The sequence below is a fragment of the Streptomyces sp. NPDC057287 genome, assembly GCF_042667905.1.
Lineage (GTDB): Bacteria > Actinomycetota > Actinomycetes > Streptomycetales > Streptomycetaceae > Streptomyces.
Window position 1 is genome coordinate 170230 of sequence record NZ_JBHUYV010000011.1, and the last position, 18528, is coordinate 188757.

Annotated in this window: 13 protein-coding genes; 6 read left to right on the top strand and 7 right to left on the bottom strand. The window is 71.3% G+C overall.

Annotation, left to right across the window (positions count from 1 at the left end; genetic code table 11):
• Positions 1 to 150 precede the first annotated feature (150 nt).
• Both ACFUNE_RS22455 and ACFUNE_RS22460 read left to right on the top strand, forming a co-directional pair.
• Positions 151 to 942 (top strand): metal-dependent hydrolase, encoded by a 792-nt coding sequence (locus ACFUNE_RS22455; protein ID WP_383570741.1) that lies wholly within the window; start codon positions 151 to 153, stop codon positions 940 to 942.
• A gap of 55 nt (positions 943 to 997) precedes the next feature.
• Positions 998 to 2533, top strand: coding sequence for an ATP-dependent DNA ligase (locus tag ACFUNE_RS22460; RefSeq protein WP_383570744.1), 1536 nt, complete (start codon positions 998 to 1000; stop codon positions 2531 to 2533).
• A 54-nt stretch (positions 2534 to 2587) separates the two neighbouring features.
• Here the strand turns inward: ACFUNE_RS22460 and ACFUNE_RS22465 are convergent, their stop codons facing one another.
• Positions 2588 to 3949, bottom strand: coding sequence for an NAD(P)/FAD-dependent oxidoreductase (locus tag ACFUNE_RS22465; protein ID WP_383570747.1), 1362 nt, complete (start codon positions 3947 to 3949; stop codon positions 2588 to 2590).
• Between the two features lie 29 nt (positions 3950 to 3978).
• Positions 3979 to 5058 carry an AraC family transcriptional regulator gene (locus ACFUNE_RS22470; protein ID WP_383570750.1) on the bottom strand — a complete coding sequence of 360 codons (1080 nt, stop codon included), beginning with the start codon at positions 5056 to 5058 and terminating at the stop codon, positions 3979 to 3981.
• A gap of 101 nt (positions 5059 to 5159) precedes the next feature.
• Between ACFUNE_RS22470 and ACFUNE_RS22475 the strand changes: the two genes are divergently transcribed.
• Positions 5160 to 6074 carry an MBL fold metallo-hydrolase gene (locus ACFUNE_RS22475; protein WP_383570753.1) on the top strand — a complete coding sequence of 305 codons (915 nt, stop codon included), beginning with the start codon at positions 5160 to 5162 and terminating at the stop codon, positions 6072 to 6074.
• Positions 6075 to 6288: 214 nt separating this feature from the next.
• Here ACFUNE_RS22475 and ACFUNE_RS22480 read toward each other — a convergent pair whose 3' ends face one another.
• The 4 genes from ACFUNE_RS22480 to ACFUNE_RS22495 all read right to left on the bottom strand — a co-directional run bounded on the left by ACFUNE_RS22480 (position 6289) and on the right by ACFUNE_RS22495 (position 13672).
• Positions 6289 to 8070 carry an ABC transporter ATP-binding protein gene (locus ACFUNE_RS22480; RefSeq protein ID WP_383570756.1) on the bottom strand — a complete coding sequence of 594 codons (1782 nt, stop codon included), beginning with the start codon at positions 8068 to 8070 and terminating at the stop codon, positions 6289 to 6291.
• Positions 8067 to 9926: an ABC transporter transmembrane domain-containing protein gene (locus ACFUNE_RS22485; RefSeq protein WP_383570759.1), complete on the bottom strand. Its 1860-nt coding sequence runs from the start codon at positions 9924 to 9926 to the stop codon at positions 8067 to 8069. Before ACFUNE_RS22485 ends, ACFUNE_RS22480 begins: the two co-directional genes overlap by 4 nt.
• Positions 9927 to 10236: 310 nt before the next feature.
• Complete coding sequence (locus tag ACFUNE_RS22490) at positions 10237 to 13179, bottom strand: FAD-binding and (Fe-S)-binding domain-containing protein (protein WP_383570762.1); 2943 nt, start codon at positions 13177 to 13179, stop codon at positions 10237 to 10239.
• 46 nt (positions 13180 to 13225) lie between these two features.
• On the bottom strand, positions 13226 to 13672 hold the full coding sequence (locus ACFUNE_RS22495; protein ID WP_383570765.1) for a MarR family winged helix-turn-helix transcriptional regulator: 447 nt from the start codon (positions 13670 to 13672) through the stop codon (positions 13226 to 13228).
• 156 nt (positions 13673 to 13828) lie between these two features.
• On the opposite strand from ACFUNE_RS22495, the gene ACFUNE_RS22500 reads away from it, so the two are divergent.
• The gene (locus ACFUNE_RS22500) at positions 13829 to 15634 is read left to right on the top strand and encodes an ABC transporter ATP-binding protein (RefSeq protein ID WP_383570768.1); all 1806 of its coding nucleotides are present in this window, start codon (positions 13829 to 13831) and stop codon (positions 15632 to 15634) included.
• Positions 15635 to 15830: 196 nt separating this feature from the next.
• Here the strand turns inward: ACFUNE_RS22500 and ACFUNE_RS22505 are convergent, their stop codons facing one another.
• The gene (locus ACFUNE_RS22505) at positions 15831 to 16907 is read right to left on the bottom strand and encodes an FAD-dependent oxidoreductase (RefSeq protein WP_383570771.1); all 1077 of its coding nucleotides are present in this window, start codon (positions 16905 to 16907) and stop codon (positions 15831 to 15833) included.
• Positions 16908 to 16980: 73 nt separating this feature from the next.
• On the opposite strand from ACFUNE_RS22505, the gene ACFUNE_RS22510 reads away from it, so the two are divergent.
• Positions 16981 to 17403 (top strand): secondary thiamine-phosphate synthase enzyme YjbQ, encoded by a 423-nt coding sequence (locus ACFUNE_RS22510; protein ID WP_383570774.1) that lies wholly within the window; start codon positions 16981 to 16983, stop codon positions 17401 to 17403.
• A 66-nt stretch (positions 17404 to 17469) separates the two neighbouring features.
• Complete coding sequence (locus ACFUNE_RS22515) at positions 17470 to 18360, top strand: recombinase family protein (RefSeq protein WP_383570777.1); 891 nt, start codon at positions 17470 to 17472, stop codon at positions 18358 to 18360.
• The last annotated feature ends 168 nt before the right edge of the window (positions 18361 to 18528 follow it).

An 18528-nucleotide genomic window follows, 5' to 3' on the forward strand; every position in this document is an offset into this window, starting at 1 on the left:
TCTTGCCTGCCTCCTGCCCGGATGAGGGAACCGGCGGACGCGGCGAAGATCACGGACGATACGCTTCCCACTCAACTCGGCTGCCCGGAACAGGCCATGGCGGCCCGGCCTGGACGCACGGCCGAATCACTATGGGGGCGGGAAACAGCCATGATGGGACCGGCACACTCTCTGTCAGGGGCAGCGGCCTGGCTGGGGGTGGGTGCCGCGGCGGCCGCCGCGGGCCACACCATGCCCTGGCCCGTCCTGGTCGTCGGGGCGCTGATCACCGCGGGTGCCGCGCTCGCCCCCGACCTCGACCACAAGTCGGCCACCATCTCCCGCGCCTTCGGCCCCGTCTCCAAGGGCCTCTGCGAGATCGTCGACAAACTCTCGTACGCGGTCTACAAGGCCACCAAGGGTGCCGGCGACCCGCGCAGGACCGGCGGACACCGCACACTCACCCACACCTGGCTGTGGGCGGTCCTGACAGGCACGGCAGCCTCCGTCGCGGCGATCACCGGTGGCCGGTGGGCGGTCCTGGCGATCCTCTTCGTCCACCTCGTCCTCGCCGTCGAAGGACTCCTGTGGCGGGCGGCCCGGGTGTCCAGCGACGTCCTCGTGTGGCTGCTCGGCGCGACCAGCGCCTGGATCCTGGCGGGTGTGCTCGACAAGCCGGGCCAGGGTTCGGCCTGGCTGTTCACCGAGCCCGGCCAGGAGTACATGTGGCTGGGGCTGCCGATCGTCCTCGGGGCGCTCGTCCACTGCATCGGCGATGCGCTCACCGTCTCGGGCTGCCCGATCCTGTGGCCGATCCCGCTGGGGCGCAAGCGGTGGTACCCGCTCGGCCCCCCGAAGTTCATGCGCTTCCGGGCCGGCAGCTGGGTGGAGATCAAGGTGCTGATGCCCGCGTTCATGGTCCTCGGGGGAGTGGGCGCGGCGGCCGCGCTCAACATCATCTGACGTCCGGGCCGCCGCTCCGGGAGCGGACGGCCCGTCGGCGTAGGACCATGGCCGCATGCTGCTCGCCAGGCTCGCCCATGTGTCCCTGGAGGTCGCCGCGACCTCGGCCCGGACCCGGAAGACGGCCCTGCTGGCCGAGCTCTTCCGGGAGGCGGGGCCTGACGACGTCCCGGTCGTCATCCCTTATCTCGCCGGCCGCCTCCCACAGGGGCGGCTCGGGATCGGCTGGAGCACTCTGCGCGTTCCGGTGACCCCCGCCGAGGCACCCACGCTGACCGTGGTGGAGACGGACGCGGAACTGACGGAGATCGGCGCCCTGACCGGCCCCGGCTCGCAGTCCGCCCGCCGGGAACGGCTGGTGCGACTGCTCGGAGCCGCCACCGCGGACGAACAGTACTTCCTGCGCGGGCTGCTCACCGGAGAAGTGCGCCAGGGAGCGCTGGACGCCGTCGCCGTCGACGCCCTGGCCGGCGCCGCCGGAGCACCGCCCATCGAGGTGCGGCGCGCCGTCATGCTCGCCGGCGCCTTGGGTCCCGTCGCGCGTGCGCTGCTCGCGGAGGGGCCCGGAGCCCTCGCGTCCTTCCGGCTCACCGTCGGCCGGCCGGTCCAGCCGATGCTCGCGCACACCGCCCGCTCGGTCACCGAGGCGATCGACCGGCTGGGGCCCTGCGCGGTCGAGGAGAAGCTGGACGGAATCCGCGTCCAGGTGCACCGGGACGGGCCGCAGGTGCGCGTCTACACCCGAACGCTCGACGACATCAGCGACCGGGTCCCCGAAGTCGCCGCGGCGGTGACCGGCTTTCCCGCCGGCCGGTTCATCCTCGACGGCGAGGTGATCGCGCTCGGGGACGACGGGAGGCCCCGGCCGTTCCAGGAGACCGCAGGCCGGGTGGGCTCCCGCCGCGACGTCGCCACCGCGGCCGGCGCCGTCCCGGTGGTCCCCGTCTTCTTCGACGCCCTGTCCGTGGACGGACGCGAACTCCTCGACCTCCCCTTCGCCGGGCGCCACCGGGAGCTGGCCGAGCTCGTCCCCGAACCGATGCGCGTACGGCGTGTCGTCGTGGAGGACCCCGCGGACGCGTCGCAGCGCGAGGCCGCGGTGGCGTTCTCCGAGGCCACGCTGGCCCGCGGACACGAGGGCGTCGTGGTCAAGGGCACCGCTGCGGCGTACAGCGCGGGCCGGCGGGGCGCCTCCTGGCTGAAGGTGAAGCCCGTGCACACCCTGGACCTCGTGGTCCTGGCCGCCGAGTGGGGCCACGGCCGGCGGACCGGGAAGCTCTCCAACCTCCACCTGGGGGCGCGCCGGGACGACGGCACCTTCGCGATGCTGGGCAAGACCTTCAAAGGGCTCACGGACACCATGCTCGCCTGGCAGACCGAACACCTGCGGGCGCTGTCCACCGGCGACGACGGTCACGTGGTGACGGTGCGTCCGGAGCTCGTCGTGGAGATCGCCTACGACGGGCTCCAGAGCTCCACCCGCTATCCGGCGGGAGTCACGCTGCGGTTCGCCCGCGTCCTGCGCTACCGGGAGGACAAGGGGCCCCAGGACGCGGACACGGTCGCGACGGTGCTCTCCCGCCGGACATGACCCCGGCCCCCGCCCGCGCGGCGGAAGCCGGGGGAGGGGGCCGGGCCGGGCGGATCAGCCGCGGATGCCCGCCTCGGCGGTGTGCGCGCGGATCTCCTCCGGCGTGAGGTAGGCGTCGGTGTACTCGAAGTCGCGCAGGGTGGCCTGCTTGCGGGCCTGGAACCCGGTACGGACGAAGTCGTCACCGGCGATCGCGTTGAGCAGCCAGTTGGTCATGACCCGGGTCTTGGCGACGTTCGTCCGCAGCGCCGCCCAGTGGTAGCCGCGCGCGGCGGCCTGGGCGGGCAGGCCCTTCAGCTCGATGCCGAGCGGCTTCGACACCGCGTCACGTCCACCGAGGTCCACGACGAGACCGAGGTCCTTGTGGACGTACGGCTGCAGCGCGCGGCCGCGGAGGGACGCGATGATGTTGTCCGCCAGCTTGCGGCCCTGGCGCATGGCGTGCTGAGCGGTGGGCGGGCAGATCGCCCCGTCGCCCTTGGCCAGGTCCGGTACCGCCGCCGCGTCGCCGAGCGCGAACACCCCGTCGATGCCGGGCACGGTCATCTCCGGGGTCACGGCGAGACGGCCGCGTACCGTCTCGCTGTCGAGGGTGGCGACGAGCGGACTCGCCGCGACCCCGGCGGTCCAGATCAGCGTGCGGCAGGGCAGCACCCGGCCGTCCGTGAACGTCACCTTGTCCGGTCCGGCCTCGGCCACGGAGACACCCAGGGAGACCTCGATGCCGCGCTTGCGCAGGATCTCCAGGGCGCTGCGCCCGAGCTTGTCGCCCAGTTCGGGCATGAGCTTGGGCGCGATGTCGATGAGGTGCCACTTGATCAGCTTGGGGTCCAGCCGGGGGTAGTGCTTCAAGGCGTTGGTGGTCAGCAGCTGCAGGCACGCCGCCGTCTCCGTGCCGGCGTACCCGCCGCCCACCACCACGAACTGCAGCCGGGACGCCCGCTCCTCCTCGTCGTGACTGGCGTCGGCCAGGTCGAGCTGGGAGATGACGTGGTCCCGGATGTAGGCGGCCTCGGCCAGCGTCTTCATGCCCCGGGCGTTGTCCACCAGCCCCGGGATGTCGAAGGTCCGGGTGACGCTGCCGGCGGCCAGCACGATGTAGTCGTACGGCTCGTACACGATCTCGTCCGTGATGTTGCGGACCACGCAGACCTTGGCCTTCGTGTCTACGCCGATGGCCCCGCCCGGCACGATCCGGGTGCGGTGGCGCCGGCTGCGGCGCAGGGAGACGGCGACCGACTGAGGGGTGAGCACCCCGGAGGCGACCTGCGGAAGAAGTGGCAGGTAGAGCTGGTACGAGAACGGGGTGACGAGAGCGATGTCCGCCTCGCCGGGCGCGAGGCTGCGCTCCAGCCGGCGCACGCACTCGACCCCGGCAAAGCCGGCGCCGACAACGAGAATCCTGGGTCGTGCCACGGTGTGCGTCCCTTCTCGGGCTTACGCGGTCATCGCTCGCCTGCCCCGGATCCGGGGCCAGTCACTCCCTCATCCTCACCGGAGGGGACGGAGTCCGCCTCTTGTGACCGCGCGGTCCCTTCGACGTGCCGTCGCCGGACTTCGGCCGTGGGACGCAGGGGGCGGTGATCCCCCGCGGCCCCCCTCGCGAGATCCGGTCGTCCGGGTCCCGACGTCCGGTACTGCCCCGGAGTCGTACCGAACTCCCGGCTGAAGGCGTGGGAGAAGGCGTACGGGGTGCCGTAGCCGACGCGACGTGCGATGGCGGCCAGGGGGTCCGGGGTGTCGCGGAGCAGGGTGGCGGCGAACGTCAGGCGCCACCAGGTGAGGTAGGCCATCGGCGGGCGGCCCACCAGTGCGGTGAAGCGGCGCGCCAGGGTGGCGCGGGACACGCCCGCTTCGGCGGCCAGCAGGTCGATGGTCCAGGGGGCGGCCACGTCCGAGTGCAGTGCGCGAAGAGCGGCCGACGCGACATGGTCGCCCAGCACGGACGGCCAGGTGCCGTGCCCCTCGGCCGCCCAGGAGCGGATCATGTAGACGAGGAGCAGGTCGAGCAGGCCGGGGACGGCGAGGCAGGCGCCGGGTCCTTGAGTGCTGAGCTCGTGGCCGAGCAGGTCGACGGCGGCACGCAGCTCGGCACGGGCGCCCACACGGTTCGGCAGATGGACGACCGCCGGCATGTCCGCCATGAGCGGGTGCATGTGTACCCGGTCGAGCCGGTACTTGCCGCACAGCATTTCCACCGTGCCGGGAGAGTCCGCGGACCGACGCGGCGTGTGCCCGGTGAGCCAGTTCTCGAACGGCGTCGCCCGATCCACCGCTGCCGCATCGGCGGGGGAGTCCGCGATCACGTGGCCCGTGCCGTGCGGCAACAGCACCACGTCACCCGCGCCGAGCGAGACCGGGGCGCCACCGTCGGGCAGTAGCCAGCAACTGCCCTCCAGCACCACGTGGAAGCCCGCCCCGTCGTAGGGGGCGAGCCGCGAGCACCAACTCCCGCTCACCCGTACCTTGTTCGACGAAGGGCGTCCGACGCGTATCGCCGACACCGCGTCGCTCACGACATCCATGACGCCACGGTACCCGCAGCATCAACGGTGAGACGGACGCGTATGCGGATGAGTGGAACAGGCATTGAGCGGCGCGCGCGGCTCTCCGTAGCGTCAAGGGCATGAAGAGCGAGAGCGGACAGAACATCGTGCTCGGAGACGTCGAGGTCATCCGGGTCGTCGAGTGGCAAGCGGCGTTTGCGCCCGCACGCGGCCTGATTCCGGAGTCCGGCGCCGACGTATGGAAGACCAACGAGGCCTGGCTGGCGCCGGACCACTGGGAGCCGGACAGCGACAGGGCCGTGGTGGCCCTCCAGAGCTGGGTGCTGCGCAGCGGCGGACGGACCGTCCTGGTCGACACAGGTGTGGGTAACGGGCGTGAGCGGCCCGGCTCCCCCCACTTCCACCACAGCCAGGGCGATTTCCTGGGACGGCTCGCGCGGGCGGGGGTCCGGCCGGAGGACGTCGACATTGTCGTCAACACCCACGTCCACGCCGATCACGTCGGCTGGAACACCGTCGGTGCGGACGGAGGGTGGGAGCCGGCATTCCCCAACGCCCAGTACCTCATCCCGGCCGCGGACGACTTCCACTTCGGTCCGGACAACGCGTACGGAGGCGGCCGCCAGGAGGACGACCGGTTCGTCTACGAGGACAGCATCGCTCCCGTCCACCGGGCCGGGCAGGCCGTGCTCTGGGAGGGAACCCATCGCGTGGACGAGAACCTCACACTGGAGTCCGCGCCGGGTCACACACCCGGCTCGTCCGTACTGCGGCTCGCCTCCGGGAGCGACAGGGCGGTCTTCGTCGGCGACCTTCTGCACAGCCCGGTGCAGATCCTCACCCCCTCCTGCAGCAGCTGCTTCTGCCTGGACCCGGAGCAGGCTTCGAAGAGCCGCCGACGGATCCTCGAACGGGCCGCGACGGAAGGAGAGCTTCTCGTCCCCGCGCACTTCGGCGGCGGGGGCGCCGTGGAGATCCGGCGGGAGGGCGACGGATTCGCCCCGGTGCGGTGGGCGGCCCACGGCAGCCGGTAGACCGCGTCGGCACCCCGCTCCGCCCTCCGCGGGGCGGGGTGCGGGTGCGGGGGTGTGACCGGCGGCCACGGCGGGCACCGGCCTCGGAACCACCCGTCCGCCGTCAACACCGCACCTGTGCGCTCCCGGACCCGGCGCAGGTGAGAGGCCCGCGCCCGCTCACCCCGGCCCGGTGGGCGGCAAGGAGGAACCGCCCTCGGCCCCCGGGCGACGCTCAGCCGTGCCAGGAGCGCCACAGAGCGGCGTACGCGCCGCCCGCGGCCACCAGCTCGTCATGGCTGCCCAGTTCGCTGATCCGGCCGTCCTCGACCACCGCGATCACGTCCGCGTCGTGCGCCGTGTGCAGACGGTGCGCGATCGCGATGACCGTCCGTCCCTCCAGCACCCGTGCCAGCGAGCGCTCCAGATGACGAGCGGCCCGTGGGTCGAGCAGTGAGGTCGCCTCGTCCAGCACCAGGGTGTGCGGGTCCGCCAGCACGAGGCGCGCCAGGGCGATCTGCTGCGCCTGCGCCGGGGTGAGGGCCAGGCCGCCCGACCCGACCTCCGTGGCCAGCCCTTGGTCGAGCGCCTTCGCCCAGCCGTCCGCGTCCACCGCAGCGAGCGAGGCCCACAGCTCCGCGTCCCCGGCGTCCGTACGTGCGAGCAGGAGGTTGTCCCGGAGCGAGCCCACGAACACGTGGTGCTCCTGGTTGACCAGAGCCACATGGGTCCGTACGCGCTCCGCCGTCATCCGGGACAGCTCGGCGCCGCCCAGCGAGACCGAGCCCGCCCGGGGGGCGTAGATCCCGGCCAGCAGCCTTCCCAGCGTGGACTTGCCCGCACCGGACGGCCCGACCAGTGCCATCCGCGTGCCCGGCGCGACGTCCAGCGACACCTCGTGCAGGACGTCGACGCCCGCGCGGTAGCCGAAGCGCACGGTGTCGGCCCGAACCTCCCGGCCGTCGGGACCGATGCCCTCGTCACCCGCCTCGGGTTCGATCTCCCGTACGCCGACGAGCCTGGCCAGCGACACCTGGGCGACCTGCAGCTCGTCGTACCAGCGCAGGATCAGACCGATCGGGTCCACCATCATCTGCGCCAGGAGCGCCCCCGTCGTCAGCTGCCCGACGGTGAGCCAGTCCTCCATCACGAACCAGCCGCCGAGCATCAGCACCGCGCCGAGAATGGTCACGTACGTGGTGTTGATGACCGGGAAGAGCACTGAGCGCAGGAACAGGGTGTACCGCTCCCAGGCCGTCCACTCCTCGACCCGGCGGTCCGACAGCGCGATCCTGCGGGCCCCCAGGCGGTGGGACTCGACGGTCCGCCCCGCGTCCACGGTCTCGGCCAGCACGGCTGCGACCGCCGCGTAGCCGGCCGCCTCCGAGCGGTACGCGGAAGGCGCCCGCCGGAAGTACCAGCGGCAGCCGACGACCAGCACCGGAAGTGCGATCAGCACCGCGAGTGCCAGCGGCGGGGCGGTGACGGTCAGCGCGCCGAGCAGCAGCCCGGCCCAGACCACGCCGATCGCGAGCTGCGGCACGGCCTCACGCATCGCGTTGGCCAGCCGGTCGATGTCCGTGGTGATCCTGGACAGCAGATCCCCGGTGCCGGCCCGCTCCAGGACGCCGGGCGGCAGTCCTACCGACCGTACGAGGAAGTCCTCGCGCAGATCGGCGAGCATCTCCTCACCGAGCATCGCCCCGCGCAGCCGCATGGTCCGCGTGAACACGGTCTGCACGACCAGGGCCAGCGCGAACACCGCCGCGGTGCGCTCCAGATGGAGGTCGGTGACCCCGTTCGAGAGGTCCTCGACCAGTCCGCCCAGCAGATACGGCCCGGTGATCGAAGCGATCACCGCGACCGCGTTGACCGCGATGAGCGCCGCGAAGGGCGCCCGGTGACGCCGCAGCAGGGCGCGCACATACGTCTGTACGGTCGTAGGCGTACCGACCGGCAGAGTCGTCGCCGACTCCGGTGCGGCCGGGTCGTACGCCGGTGGAGCCAGGCCGATCATGCTCTCTCCTCGATTTCCTCGGCCGCACGGGCCATCTCCTCGACCGCCGGGACCGGCCGGAGGCCGTCGATCGCGGCGAGCCCCTCCTCGGGGACCGGTGCCGCGGTCTCGTCCCCGGTCTCACGGGTCACCACCGCCCGGTACCGCGGCTCGTCCCGCAGCAGTTCGCGATGCGTGCCCGCCGCCACGACCGTGTCCCCGTGGAGGAGCACGACACGGTCCGCCAGGTCCAGCAGCAGCGGGGACGAGGCGAACGCCACCGTCGTGCGGCCCCGGCGCAACTGCTCGATGCCGGCGGCGACCCTGGCCTCCGTGTGGGAGTCGACGGCGGACGTCGGCTCGTCGAGCACGAGCACCTCGGGGTCCGTGACGAGCGAACGGGCCAGCGCGAGCCGCTGTCGCTGACCGCCGGACAGCGACCTGCCCCGCTCGGTGATACGGGTGTTCATCGGGTCGCCGTCCGCGTCGGCGGACGCCTGCGCCAGCGCGTCCAGCACATCACCGCACCGGGCCGCGTCGAGCGCGTCCTCGGCCGTCACGCCGCCGGAGGACGGGACGTCCAGGAGCTCCCGGAGCGTCCCGGAGAGCAGCACCGGGTCCTTGTCCTGAACCAGCACCGCGGTCCGTGCCGAGTCGAGCGGCAGCTCGTCGAGCGGCACACCGCCGAGCAGCACCGAGGGCACCGGCCCGGACGTGTCGTCCGGTTCGGCGTGGCCACCGAGCCGCTCCGCCAGCCGTCCGGCCTCGTCGGGATCGCCGCAGACCACGGCGGTGAACAGTCCCTGCGGTGCCATCAGTCCGGTCACCGGGTCGTACAGATCGCCCCGGGGAGCCGCGGCACCGGCCGTCGGGGGCCGGGACGTACGGCGCAGGGACAGCACCCGGACAGCACGCTGGGCGGACGGCCGCGAGAAGGAGTACGCCATGGCGATCTCCTCCACGTTGCGCAGGGGGAACAGCATCAGGGTCGCCGCGCTGTACACGGTGACCAGCTGGCCGACGTCGATCCGTCCGTCCCGGGCCAGCGTGGCGCCGTACCAGACCAGAGAGATCAGCAGAACGCCCGGCAGGAACACCTGGATCGCCGAGATGAGCGCCCACATCCGCGCACTGCGCACGGCGGCCTTGCGGACCTCCTGGGAGGCGCGACGGTAGCGGCCGAGGAACAGCTCCTCACCGCCGATGCCGCGCAGCACCCGCAGCCCGGCCACCGTGTCGGAGGCCAGCTCCGTGGCCTTGCCCGCCTTCTCCCGCTGCAGGTCCGCCCGGCGGGTGGCCCGGGGGAGCAGGGGCAGGACGGCCAGTGCCAGGACGGGGGTGGCGATCGCGACCAGCACACCGAGCGAGGGCAGGTAGAGGACCAGCCCGACGCAGATCAGAACGAGCGCCGTCGCGGCGGCCAGGAAGCGCGACAGCGCCTCGACGAACCAGCCGATCTTCTCGACGTCGCCGGTGGAGACGGCGACCACTTCGCCGGCCGCCACCCTCCGGGTCAGGGCGGAGCCCAGCTCGGCCGTCCTGCGGGCCAGGAGTTGCTGCACCCTGGCCGCGGCGGTGATCCAGTTGGTGACCGCCGTCCGGTGGAGCATGGTGTCGCCCAGGGCGATGAGGATGCCGAGGACGACGAGAAGGACGCCGGCGGTCGCGAGGTCCCGGCCGGAGTCGTCGATGACGGCCTGCACCGCCAGGCCGACGGCGAGCGGGAGGCCCGCGATCGCGCAGTGGTGGAGCAGCCCCCAGGAAAGGGACTTGAGCTGGCCGGTGAGCTGACGTCGCCCGAGCCAGAACAGGAAACGGGGGCCGGAGCGTACGTCGGGATCGCCGGGATCCGAATACGGAAGATCGCGAATCTGCATGACGTCCCAAGGATCGGAAGCGGAGGTCCGTGGCGGACCTCGTGGAACAGTGGGGGGACCAAACCGTGCAAGGTTCGCTTCCTGCCCCTGCCCGGGGCAACCGATTATTTCCGGCCCTCGGAATCACCGCCGCTCCACGGGACGTTCGTCGACTCGCGGCAACGGCACGCCGGGCCGACGGCCCTGCTGCCCCCTGAGCCCGATACGGTGCTGCGGTGCTGCCCTGCCCCCCCCTGAGCCCGATGGGGTGCTGTCGGCGCGTGGGCCGTCCGTGCCTTTGCGGCCGCGTGGGCCGTCCGCGCCCTCGCGGTCAGAGGACGGGGCGGGTCGCGCGCTCGAGTTCGATGAGCGCCGAGTGGTAGCGGTGGCCGGTCGCCCGGTCCATCCCGATCTCGCACGTCCGGTTCGCCGACAGATAGGCGTCGTATTCCCGGGTGTTGACCTCCGCCGCCTCCTTGGCGGTCGCCGAGTCGGGCAGCTCCTTGTGCAGCATGCCCCGGTCACCGGCGAACCCGCAGCAGCCCGCGTCGTCCGGCACGACGACCTCCTCGGCACACGCCTCCGCCACCGTACGCAGCTGAGCCACGTCGCCCAGATGCTCCATCGAGCACGTGGGGTGCAGGACCGCGGAACCCGTCCTGCGGAACACGGTCAGCGAAGGGAGCAGCTCATCGGCGGCCCAGACCAGCGAGTCGACGATCTTCAGCTCCCTGTGCAGCGCGCGATTGTCCTCGGTGAGGTAGGGCACGACCTCGTGCGCCAGGCCCAGCGTGCACGACGACGCGTCGACGACCAGAGGCAGGGAACCGCCGGCGGTCCAGCCCCAGGCGGCCTCCACGACGCGGTTGGCCATGACCGCGTTGGCGGCGTCGTACCCCTTGGAGTGCCAGATCGTCGCGCAGCAGGTCCCGGCCACGTCCTCCGGGATCCACACGGGCCTGCCGGCCCGCGAGGACAGGGAGACGACGGACTCGGCGAGCGACAGCGCCCCGGGGTCCGCCGGGCCGGCGAAGATACGGTTCACACAGGCCGGGTAGTAGACGGCGCTCGCCCCCGCCCGGGATGTCGGTGGCATGGAGCGGGAAGCGGCTCCGGGGATCTCGGGCAGCCATTCCGGCACCAGGTCCGGGTCCACGGCCTTGCGGGCGATCCGCGTCACGGCCTCCAGCAGCCGGTCGCCGGCATGGCGCGTCACGAGACCGGCCACGCCCAGGGCGACCCGCGCCGAGGCCTCGACGACCTTGAAGTGCTGCGCCGTCAGAGCCGCCACGCGCTCTTCACGAGGGGAGTGCCGATGGTGGCGGAAGTCCTTCATCATCGCCCCTGTGTCGATTCCGACCGGGCACGCGAGCTTGCACGTGGAGTCACCCGCGCAGGTGTCGACCGCGTCGTAGCCGTAGGCGTCCAGGAGTCCTGCCTCCACCGGAGAGCCGGCCGCCTGCCGCATCATCTCCCGGCGCAGCACGATCCGTTGACGCGGTGTCGTGGTGAGGTCCTCACTGGGGCAGGTCGGTTCGCAGAAGCCGCACTCGATGCACGGGTCGGCCACCGGCTCCACCTTGGGAATGGTCTTGAGCCCGCGCAGGTGCGCCTTCGGATCCCGGTCGAGCACGATCCGGGGTGCCAGGACCCCGTCGGGATCGATGGCCTGCTTCGTACGCCACATCAGCTCCGTCGCGGAGGGGCCCCATTCCCGCTCCAGGAACGGTGCGATGTTGCGGCCGGTGGCGTGCTCCGCCTTCAGTGAACCGTCGAACCGCTCGACGACGAGTGTGCAGAATTCGTCCATGAACGCGGCGTACCGGTCGACGTCGGACGGTTGCGCGGCGTCGAAGGCGAGCAGGAAGTGCAGATTTCCGTGCGCCGCGTGACCTGCGACGGCCGCGTCGAAGCCGTGGACGGCCTGGAGGGCGAGCAGTGCCTCGCAGGCTTCGGAGAGCCGGGACGGCGGGACGGCGAAGTCCTCGGTGATCAGTGTCGTGCCCGAGGGGCGGGAGCCGCCGACGGCGGTGACGAACGCCTTGCGCGCCTTCCAGTACCCGGAGACGGTGGCGGCGTCCCGGGTGAACTCGTTGGTGACGGAGACGACGGGAGCGACGAGGTCGAGGTCCGCGAGGACCGAGGCAGCCGCCCGTTCGCAGGCGGCCAGCGCACTCTCGTCCGGGGCGCGGAACTCCACCAGGAGCGCCGTCGTCCCCTGCGGGAGCCCTGCCCAGTCGGAGGGAACGCCCTCGACCCGGACCGAGGCGCGCAGGGTGTTGCCGTCCATCAGCTCGACAGCCGTCGCTCCCGCGTCGTTGAACCGCGGCACCGCTGCCGCTGCCGCGGTGAGCGAGCGGAAGAACAGCAGCGCGGAGGAGACCTGGCGCTCCAGGGGGAGGGTGTCGAAGACGACCTCGGAGATGAAGCCGAAGGTGCCCTCGGAGCCGACCATCAGGCCCCGCAGGATCTCCACGGGGGTCGATCCGTCGAGGAACGCGTCGAGGCGGTAGCCGTTGGTGTTCTTGATCTCGTACTTGGCCCGGATCCGTGCGGTGAGCCGCTCGTCGGCCTCGATCTCCGCCTTGAGGGCCAGCAGCTCGTCGCACAGTTGCGGTTCCGCGTGACGCAGCAGCTCGTCCGCGTCCGGCTCGCCCGTGTCGACCACCGTGCCGCTCGGCAGGACGAAGGTCAGCGAGGAGACCGTACGGTACGAGTTCCTGGTGATCCCCGCGGTCATCCCTGAGGCGTTGTTCGCCACTACCCCGCCGATGGTGCAGGCGATGGCGCTGGCAGGATCGGGCCCCAGGATCCGGCCGTGCCTGGCGAGGGCGGCATTGGCCCGCATGACGGTGGTCCCGGGCCGGATCCGCGCCCGTGCGCCGTCGTCCAGGACCTCGATCCCCGTCCAGTGCCTGCGTACGTCGACGAGGATGTCCTCACCCTGCGCCTGCCCGTTGAGGCTGGTGCCCGCAGCCCGGAAGACGACGCCCCGGCCGTTGCCGTGCGCGTAGGAGAGGATCGCGGAGATGTCGTCGAGGTCCTCCGGGACCAGCACGACCTGCGGCAGGAAGCGGTAGGGGCTCGCGTCGGAGGCGTACCGCACGAGGTCGGAGACCTTCCACAGCACCTTCTCCGGACCGAGCAGGGCCGTCAGACCGGCCCGCAGCTCCGCCGGGGTCCCCGACGCCTTCCAGCCGGGCACCCGATCGGGGGACGGCGTGCGGGGCGCACGGGGGCGCAGGGATTCCGGCTTCGGCTCCAGCAGCGGCATGTCAGGGTCCCCTCGGCGGCGCGGTGCGGTGGCCGCACCGCATGCCTCAGCAGCGGCGGCGCTCCGGCATCCCGTCCACCAGAGCGGTGAGCAGCCCGCCGAGCACCTCACGCTGTTCGGCGGTCAATGGAGCCAGGATCTCCTCCGCGGCGGCCTTCCGCGCGTCGCGCATCGAACGGAGCACAGCCCGGCCCTCCTCCGTGATCTCGATACGGACCACCCGGCGATTGGTCGGATCCGGGGCGCGCCGCACCCTGCCGCTCGCCTCCAGGCCGTCGACGAGCGTGGTCACCGCGCGTGGGACGACGTCCAGGCGCTCGGCGAGATCGGCCATCCGGGGCGGACCGTCGTAGTGAGCGGTCGTGCGCAGGAGGCGGAACTGGGCCGGGGTGATGCCGATCGGCTCCAGCTGCCGGCTCTGGATGCGCTGGAGCCGGCGGGTGAGCCGCAGCAGCTGCTCGGCGAGCATGCCGTCGGAGTCGGGGGAGTCCATACGGGAACAATATCAGGACCTCGTTCATTGTGAATAGTGGTAACAATGAGCTAAGCTCCCAACCGTCGGGCTCGCGTGTCGGTCTCCGAGGTCTGTCAGCCGCGAGAACCGCCCGCCCGCCCCACCCCCTTCCGCCGCACGCTCTCGAAGGAGCCCATGAAACCCGACGAACCCGCCTGGACGCCTCCAGCCGCAGACAATGGGCAGCCGCCCGCCGAGCTGCGCCGCATCTTCCGGCTCTTCCGTCCCTACCGCGCCAGACTCACCGTGGTGGGGCTGCTGGTCGGCGCCTCCTCACTCGTGTCGGTCGCCTCGCCGTTCCTGCTCCGCGAAGTCCTGGACACCGCGATCCCCCAGGGGCGTACGGGGCTGCTCACGCTGCTCGCGCTCGGCATGATCCTCACCGCCGTGATGAACAGCGTCTTCGGCGTCCTGCAGACCCTGATCTCCACGACGGTCGGCCAGCGCGTCATGCACGACCTGCGCACAGCTGTCTACACCCAGCTGCAGCGGATGCCGCTCGCCTTCTTCACCCGGACCCGCACCGGCGAGGTCCAGTCCCGTATCGCCAACGACATCGGCGGCATGCAGGCGACGGTCACCTCCACGGCGACCTCCCTGGTCTCCAACCTCACCTCCGTCGTCGCCACCGTGGTAGCGATGCTCGCTCTGGACTGGCGGCTCACCGTCGTCTCGCTGCTCCTGCTGCCGGTCTTCGTCTGGATCAGCCGTCGCGTCGGGCGGGAGCGCAAGAAGATCACCACCCAGCGCCAGAAGCAGATGGCCGCGATGGCGGCCACGGTCACCGAATCGCTCTCGGTCAGCGGAATCCTTCTCGGCCGGACCATGGGCCGCTCCGACTCCCTCACCAAGGCCTTCTCCGAGGAGTCCGAGCGCCTGGTCGACCTCGAGGTGCGCTCCAGCATGGCCGGGCGGTGGCGGATGTCGACCATCGGAATCGTGATGGCCGCCATGCCGGCGGTCATCTACTGGGCGGCGGGTCTCACCCTCCAGTCGGGTGTCACAGCCGTCTCCATCGGCACACTGGTCGCCTTCGTCTCCCTCCAGCAGGGCCTCTTCCGTCCGGCCGTGAGCCTGCTCTCCACCGGCGTGCAGATGCAGACGTCCCTCGCCCTGTTCGCGCGCATCTTCGAATACCTCGACCTCGACGTGGACATCACCGAGCCCGAGACACCCGTCCGCCTGGAGAAGATCCGTGGCGACCTCGCCTTCGAGGACGTCACCTTCAGCTACGACACGAAGAGCGGACCGACCCTGAGCGGCATCGACGTGAAGGTGCCCGCAGGGAACAGCCTGGCCGTCGTCGGCCCGACCGGATCGGGCAAGTCCACGCTCAGCTACCTGGTTCCGCGGCTCTACGACGTCTCGGCGGGCCGGGTCACGATCGACGGAGTCGATGTCCGCGACCTGGACTTCGACACGCTCGCCCGGGCCGTCGGCGTGGTCTCCCAGGAGACCTACCTCTTCCACGCCTCCGTCGCCGAGAACCTCCGCTTCGCCAAACCGGACGCCACCGACGAGGAGATCGAGACAGCGGCCCGCACCGCCCAGATCCACGACCACATCTCCGGGCTGCCCGACGGCTACGACACCCTCGTAGGCGAGCGCGGGTACCGCTTCTCGGGCGGGGAGAAGCAGAGGCTGGCGATCGCCAGGACGATTCTCCGGGACCCGCCGGTGCTGATCCTCGACGAGGCGACCAGCGCCCTGGACACTCGCACGGAACACGCCGTGCAGCAGGCCATCGACGCGCTGTCGAAGGGCCGCACCACTCTCACCATCGCGCACCGGCTCTCCACCGTCCGGGACGCGGACCAGATCGTCGTCCTGGACGACGGCCGTGCGGCCGAGCGTGGCACGCACGAGGAACTGCTCGCCCAGGACGGACGCTACGCCGCCCTGATCCGCGGCGACAGCCACCCGGCTCCCGTCGCCACCTGAGGCGTCGCCCCGTGGCGGTGTCCGGGGTCGGCTGACCGCCACCCGTGGCCCGTCGTGTGCGCTCGACAATCATTCGCCGCGGCGCGACAACTGAGCGAACATGCCGGGACGATCAGGCGCGGGCGAACATCCGATCCCGATCCTCCGTACGCGTGATCCTTTACCTGTGCCCCGGTGCCATGGCCGACGTCAACGATCAGGCCGGCACACGGTCCAGCAGCCGGGTGACCGAACGGACCGCCGCCCGGCCGGCCCGGTTGGCGCCGATGGTGCTCGCGGACGGGCCGTACCCGACGAGGTGCACGCGCGCGTCCCGCACCGCCCGGGTGCCCTCGACGCGGATGCCGCCGCCCGGCTCGCGGAGTCGCAGCGGCGCCAGATGATCGACAGCGGCCCGGAATCCGGTCGCCCACAGGATCACGTCGGCCTCGACCGTCCGGCCGTCGGGCCAGGCCACCCCTGCCGGGGTGATCCGCTCGAACATCGGCAGCCGGTCGAGGACCCCCTGTTCGCGAGCGCGTCGGACGGCGTCGTTGAGCGGGAGCCCCGTCACGCTCACCACGCTCTGCGGCGGAAGCCCGAGACGTACACGCTCCTCGACCATGGCCACGGCGGCGCGTCCCTGCTCCTCGCCGAACGGCCCCTCCCGGAACACCGGGGGCCGCCGTGTCACCCAATAGGTCTCGGCAGCCGTCCCGGCGATCTCCATCAGATGCTGGGTACCCGACGCGCCGCCGCCGACCACGATCACGCGGAGGCCGGCGAACTCTGCCGGCCCCGGATAGTTCGCCGTGTGCAACTGCCGTCCACGGAACGTCTCCTGGCCCGGATAGCGCGGCCAGAACGGCCGGTCCCAGGTGCCCGTGGCATTGATCAGCGCCCGCGTGGCGTACGAGCCCTCGGAGGTCCCGACCAGCAGCCGCCCGCTTTCGCCCTCGCGCACGGAGCTCACCTCGACCGGGCGGTGCACGCGCAGGCCGAAGCGGTTCTCGTACGCGTCGAAATACGCACCGATCACCTCGGACGAGGGGCGGCTGTCGTCGGCGCCCGTCAGCTCCATGCCGGGCAGGGAGTGCATGCCGTGCACCTTGCCGTACGTGAGCGAGGGCCAGCGGAACTGCCAGGCGCCACCAGGCCGGGGCGCGTGGTCCAGCACCACGAAGTCCTGGTCGGGCACGAGACCGGCGCGCCGCAGGTGATAGGCGGCGGACAGGCCCGCCTGCCCGGCGCCGATGACCACCACGTCCAGTTCGCGCGTCCCAAAGTCGTTCACGTTTCTACCAACCCTGCGGGGGCCCTGGATCTTCCCTGGGCGCGATGCGCCCGGACGGCGAGAGAATGGAGCCATGCCCGACACCTTTGCCACGCACCTGCTGAGCGTCACCACGGGACGGACCGAAACGGTCATGGACCTGACCGAGGACTGCGCGCGGTTCCTCGCCCGCACCGCCGATGGCAGAGACGGCCTGCTCAACATCTTCGTGCCGCACGCGACGGCCGGGATCGCGATCCTGGAAACCGGGGCGGGCAGCGACGAGGACCTCCTCGCCGCCCTGCAGACCCTGCTCCCCGCCGACGACCGCTGGCACCACCGTCACGGTACCCCCGGCCACGGCCGCGACCATGTGCTCCCCGCCCTGGTGCCGCCACATGCCACGCTGCCGGTGATCGGGGGGCAGTTGGAGCTGGGGACGTGGCAGTCGGTGTGCCTCGTGGACACGAACATTGCTAAAGACAACCGTGAGGTTCGTCTGAGCTTCCTGGGCTGATCAAGATCGCTCCCAGGGGTCGTGCCGCCGATTCTCCGTACCATGCGTGCGCGTACGGAGAGAATCTTGCACGGTACGACCCCACATGCGATCGAGCGTCCCTACGACGGATGCGGTAAATGCCTGCTTGGCGTGCGGCGACTGTCGCGCGTGAAACTGGCGACGTCTTCGCCTGAGTGGCAGCGCGAGAACGGGCTCACTGCCGCCGCCTCCATCGGGGCGCACATCATCGGCTGGGCGGACGACTGGGAGGTCTCCGGCGCCACTAATCCCGTGACCCGCCCGAGCCTGGGCCCGTGGCTCCGTGACGAGAGGGGCCCGTACGACGGCTTGGTCGCGGCAGCGGTGGACCGGCTGGGCCGCAATGTCGTCGACTGCCTGAACACTGGCTACAAGATGCGGGACGAGAAGAAGATGCTCGTCACGTACGGGCATGGCGGAGCCTGGGATCTCGACGACTCCGCTGACGAGAACCGCTTCACCATGGAAGCCTGGGGCGCGCAGATGGAACTGCGTGCGATCCAGCGCAGGAACCGTGACGCCACCGTCAAAACCCGTGCCGCCGGCCGTCCGAAGGGCAAGCCATCGTACGACTTCCATTACGTGCGGAAGGCGATGGGAGGGAAGATCGATCAGGTCGAACTGCATCCGCATGCCTCCGAAGTGCTGCGAGAGGTCGCCCGTCGCATCCTGGCCGATCCAGACAATGTCACCTGCAGCAGTGAGGCCGCGCGTCTCAACCGTGCCGGGGAGCTGTCACCGGCAGATCACCCGGCTGTGATGTACGGCAAGTCGGCAGGAGGTCGGCCGTGGTCTCCACAGAGCCTGAAGAGCATCCTTTTGTCAGAAGCTACCCTCGGGTACCTGATGCACCGCAACAAGCCCGTCCTCGGGAGCGGGGACGGTCAGCAGTCACGTGTTCGCAGTTCGAGCGCTGGCCCGCCCGCGCAGGCCTGAAGAAGAGTGCAAAGTGAAGGAAACGGAATATAGGGCCAGGTGGAGGCGGCAGCATATGGGCCGCCTGGCACTTGGGAAGCTGCCCGTTACCTGTCATGTAGCGGAGCGTGCCGGAATTCCGAGACCCCGCTCCCTGCCCTGCGTCGCCGTGTACTGCCTCCACCTTCA

What these genes read in the sequence shown, in the direction of transcription:
- ACFUNE_RS22455 (WP_383570741.1), top strand. Translation starts at nt 151, where the DNA reads ATGATGGGACCGGCACACTCTCTGTCAGGGGCAGCGGCCTGGCTGGGG.
- ACFUNE_RS22460 (WP_383570744.1), top strand. Translation starts at nt 998, where the DNA reads ATGCTGCTCGCCAGGCTCGCCCATGTGTCCCTGGAGGTCGCCGCGACC.
- ACFUNE_RS22470 (WP_383570750.1), bottom strand. Translation starts at nt 5,058, where the DNA reads ATGGATGTCGTGAGCGACGCGGTGTCGGCGATACGCGTCGGACGCCCT.
- ACFUNE_RS22475 (WP_383570753.1), top strand. Translation starts at nt 5,160, where the DNA reads ATGAAGAGCGAGAGCGGACAGAACATCGTGCTCGGAGACGTCGAGGTC.
- ACFUNE_RS22480 (WP_383570756.1), bottom strand. Translation starts at nt 8,070, where the DNA reads ATGATCGGCCTGGCTCCACCGGCGTACGACCCGGCCGCACCGGAGTCG.
- ACFUNE_RS22485 (WP_383570759.1), bottom strand. Translation starts at nt 9,926, where the DNA reads ATGCAGATTCGCGATCTTCCGTATTCGGATCCCGGCGATCCCGACGTA.
- ACFUNE_RS22490 (WP_383570762.1), bottom strand. Translation starts at nt 13,179, where the DNA reads ATGCCGCTGCTGGAGCCGAAGCCGGAATCCCTGCGCCCCCGTGCGCCC.
- ACFUNE_RS22495 (WP_383570765.1), bottom strand. Translation starts at nt 13,672, where the DNA reads ATGGACTCCCCCGACTCCGACGGCATGCTCGCCGAGCAGCTGCTGCGG.
- ACFUNE_RS22500 (WP_383570768.1), top strand. Translation starts at nt 13,829, where the DNA reads ATGAAACCCGACGAACCCGCCTGGACGCCTCCAGCCGCAGACAATGGG.
- ACFUNE_RS22510 (WP_383570774.1), top strand. Translation starts at nt 16,981, where the DNA reads ATGCCCGACACCTTTGCCACGCACCTGCTGAGCGTCACCACGGGACGG.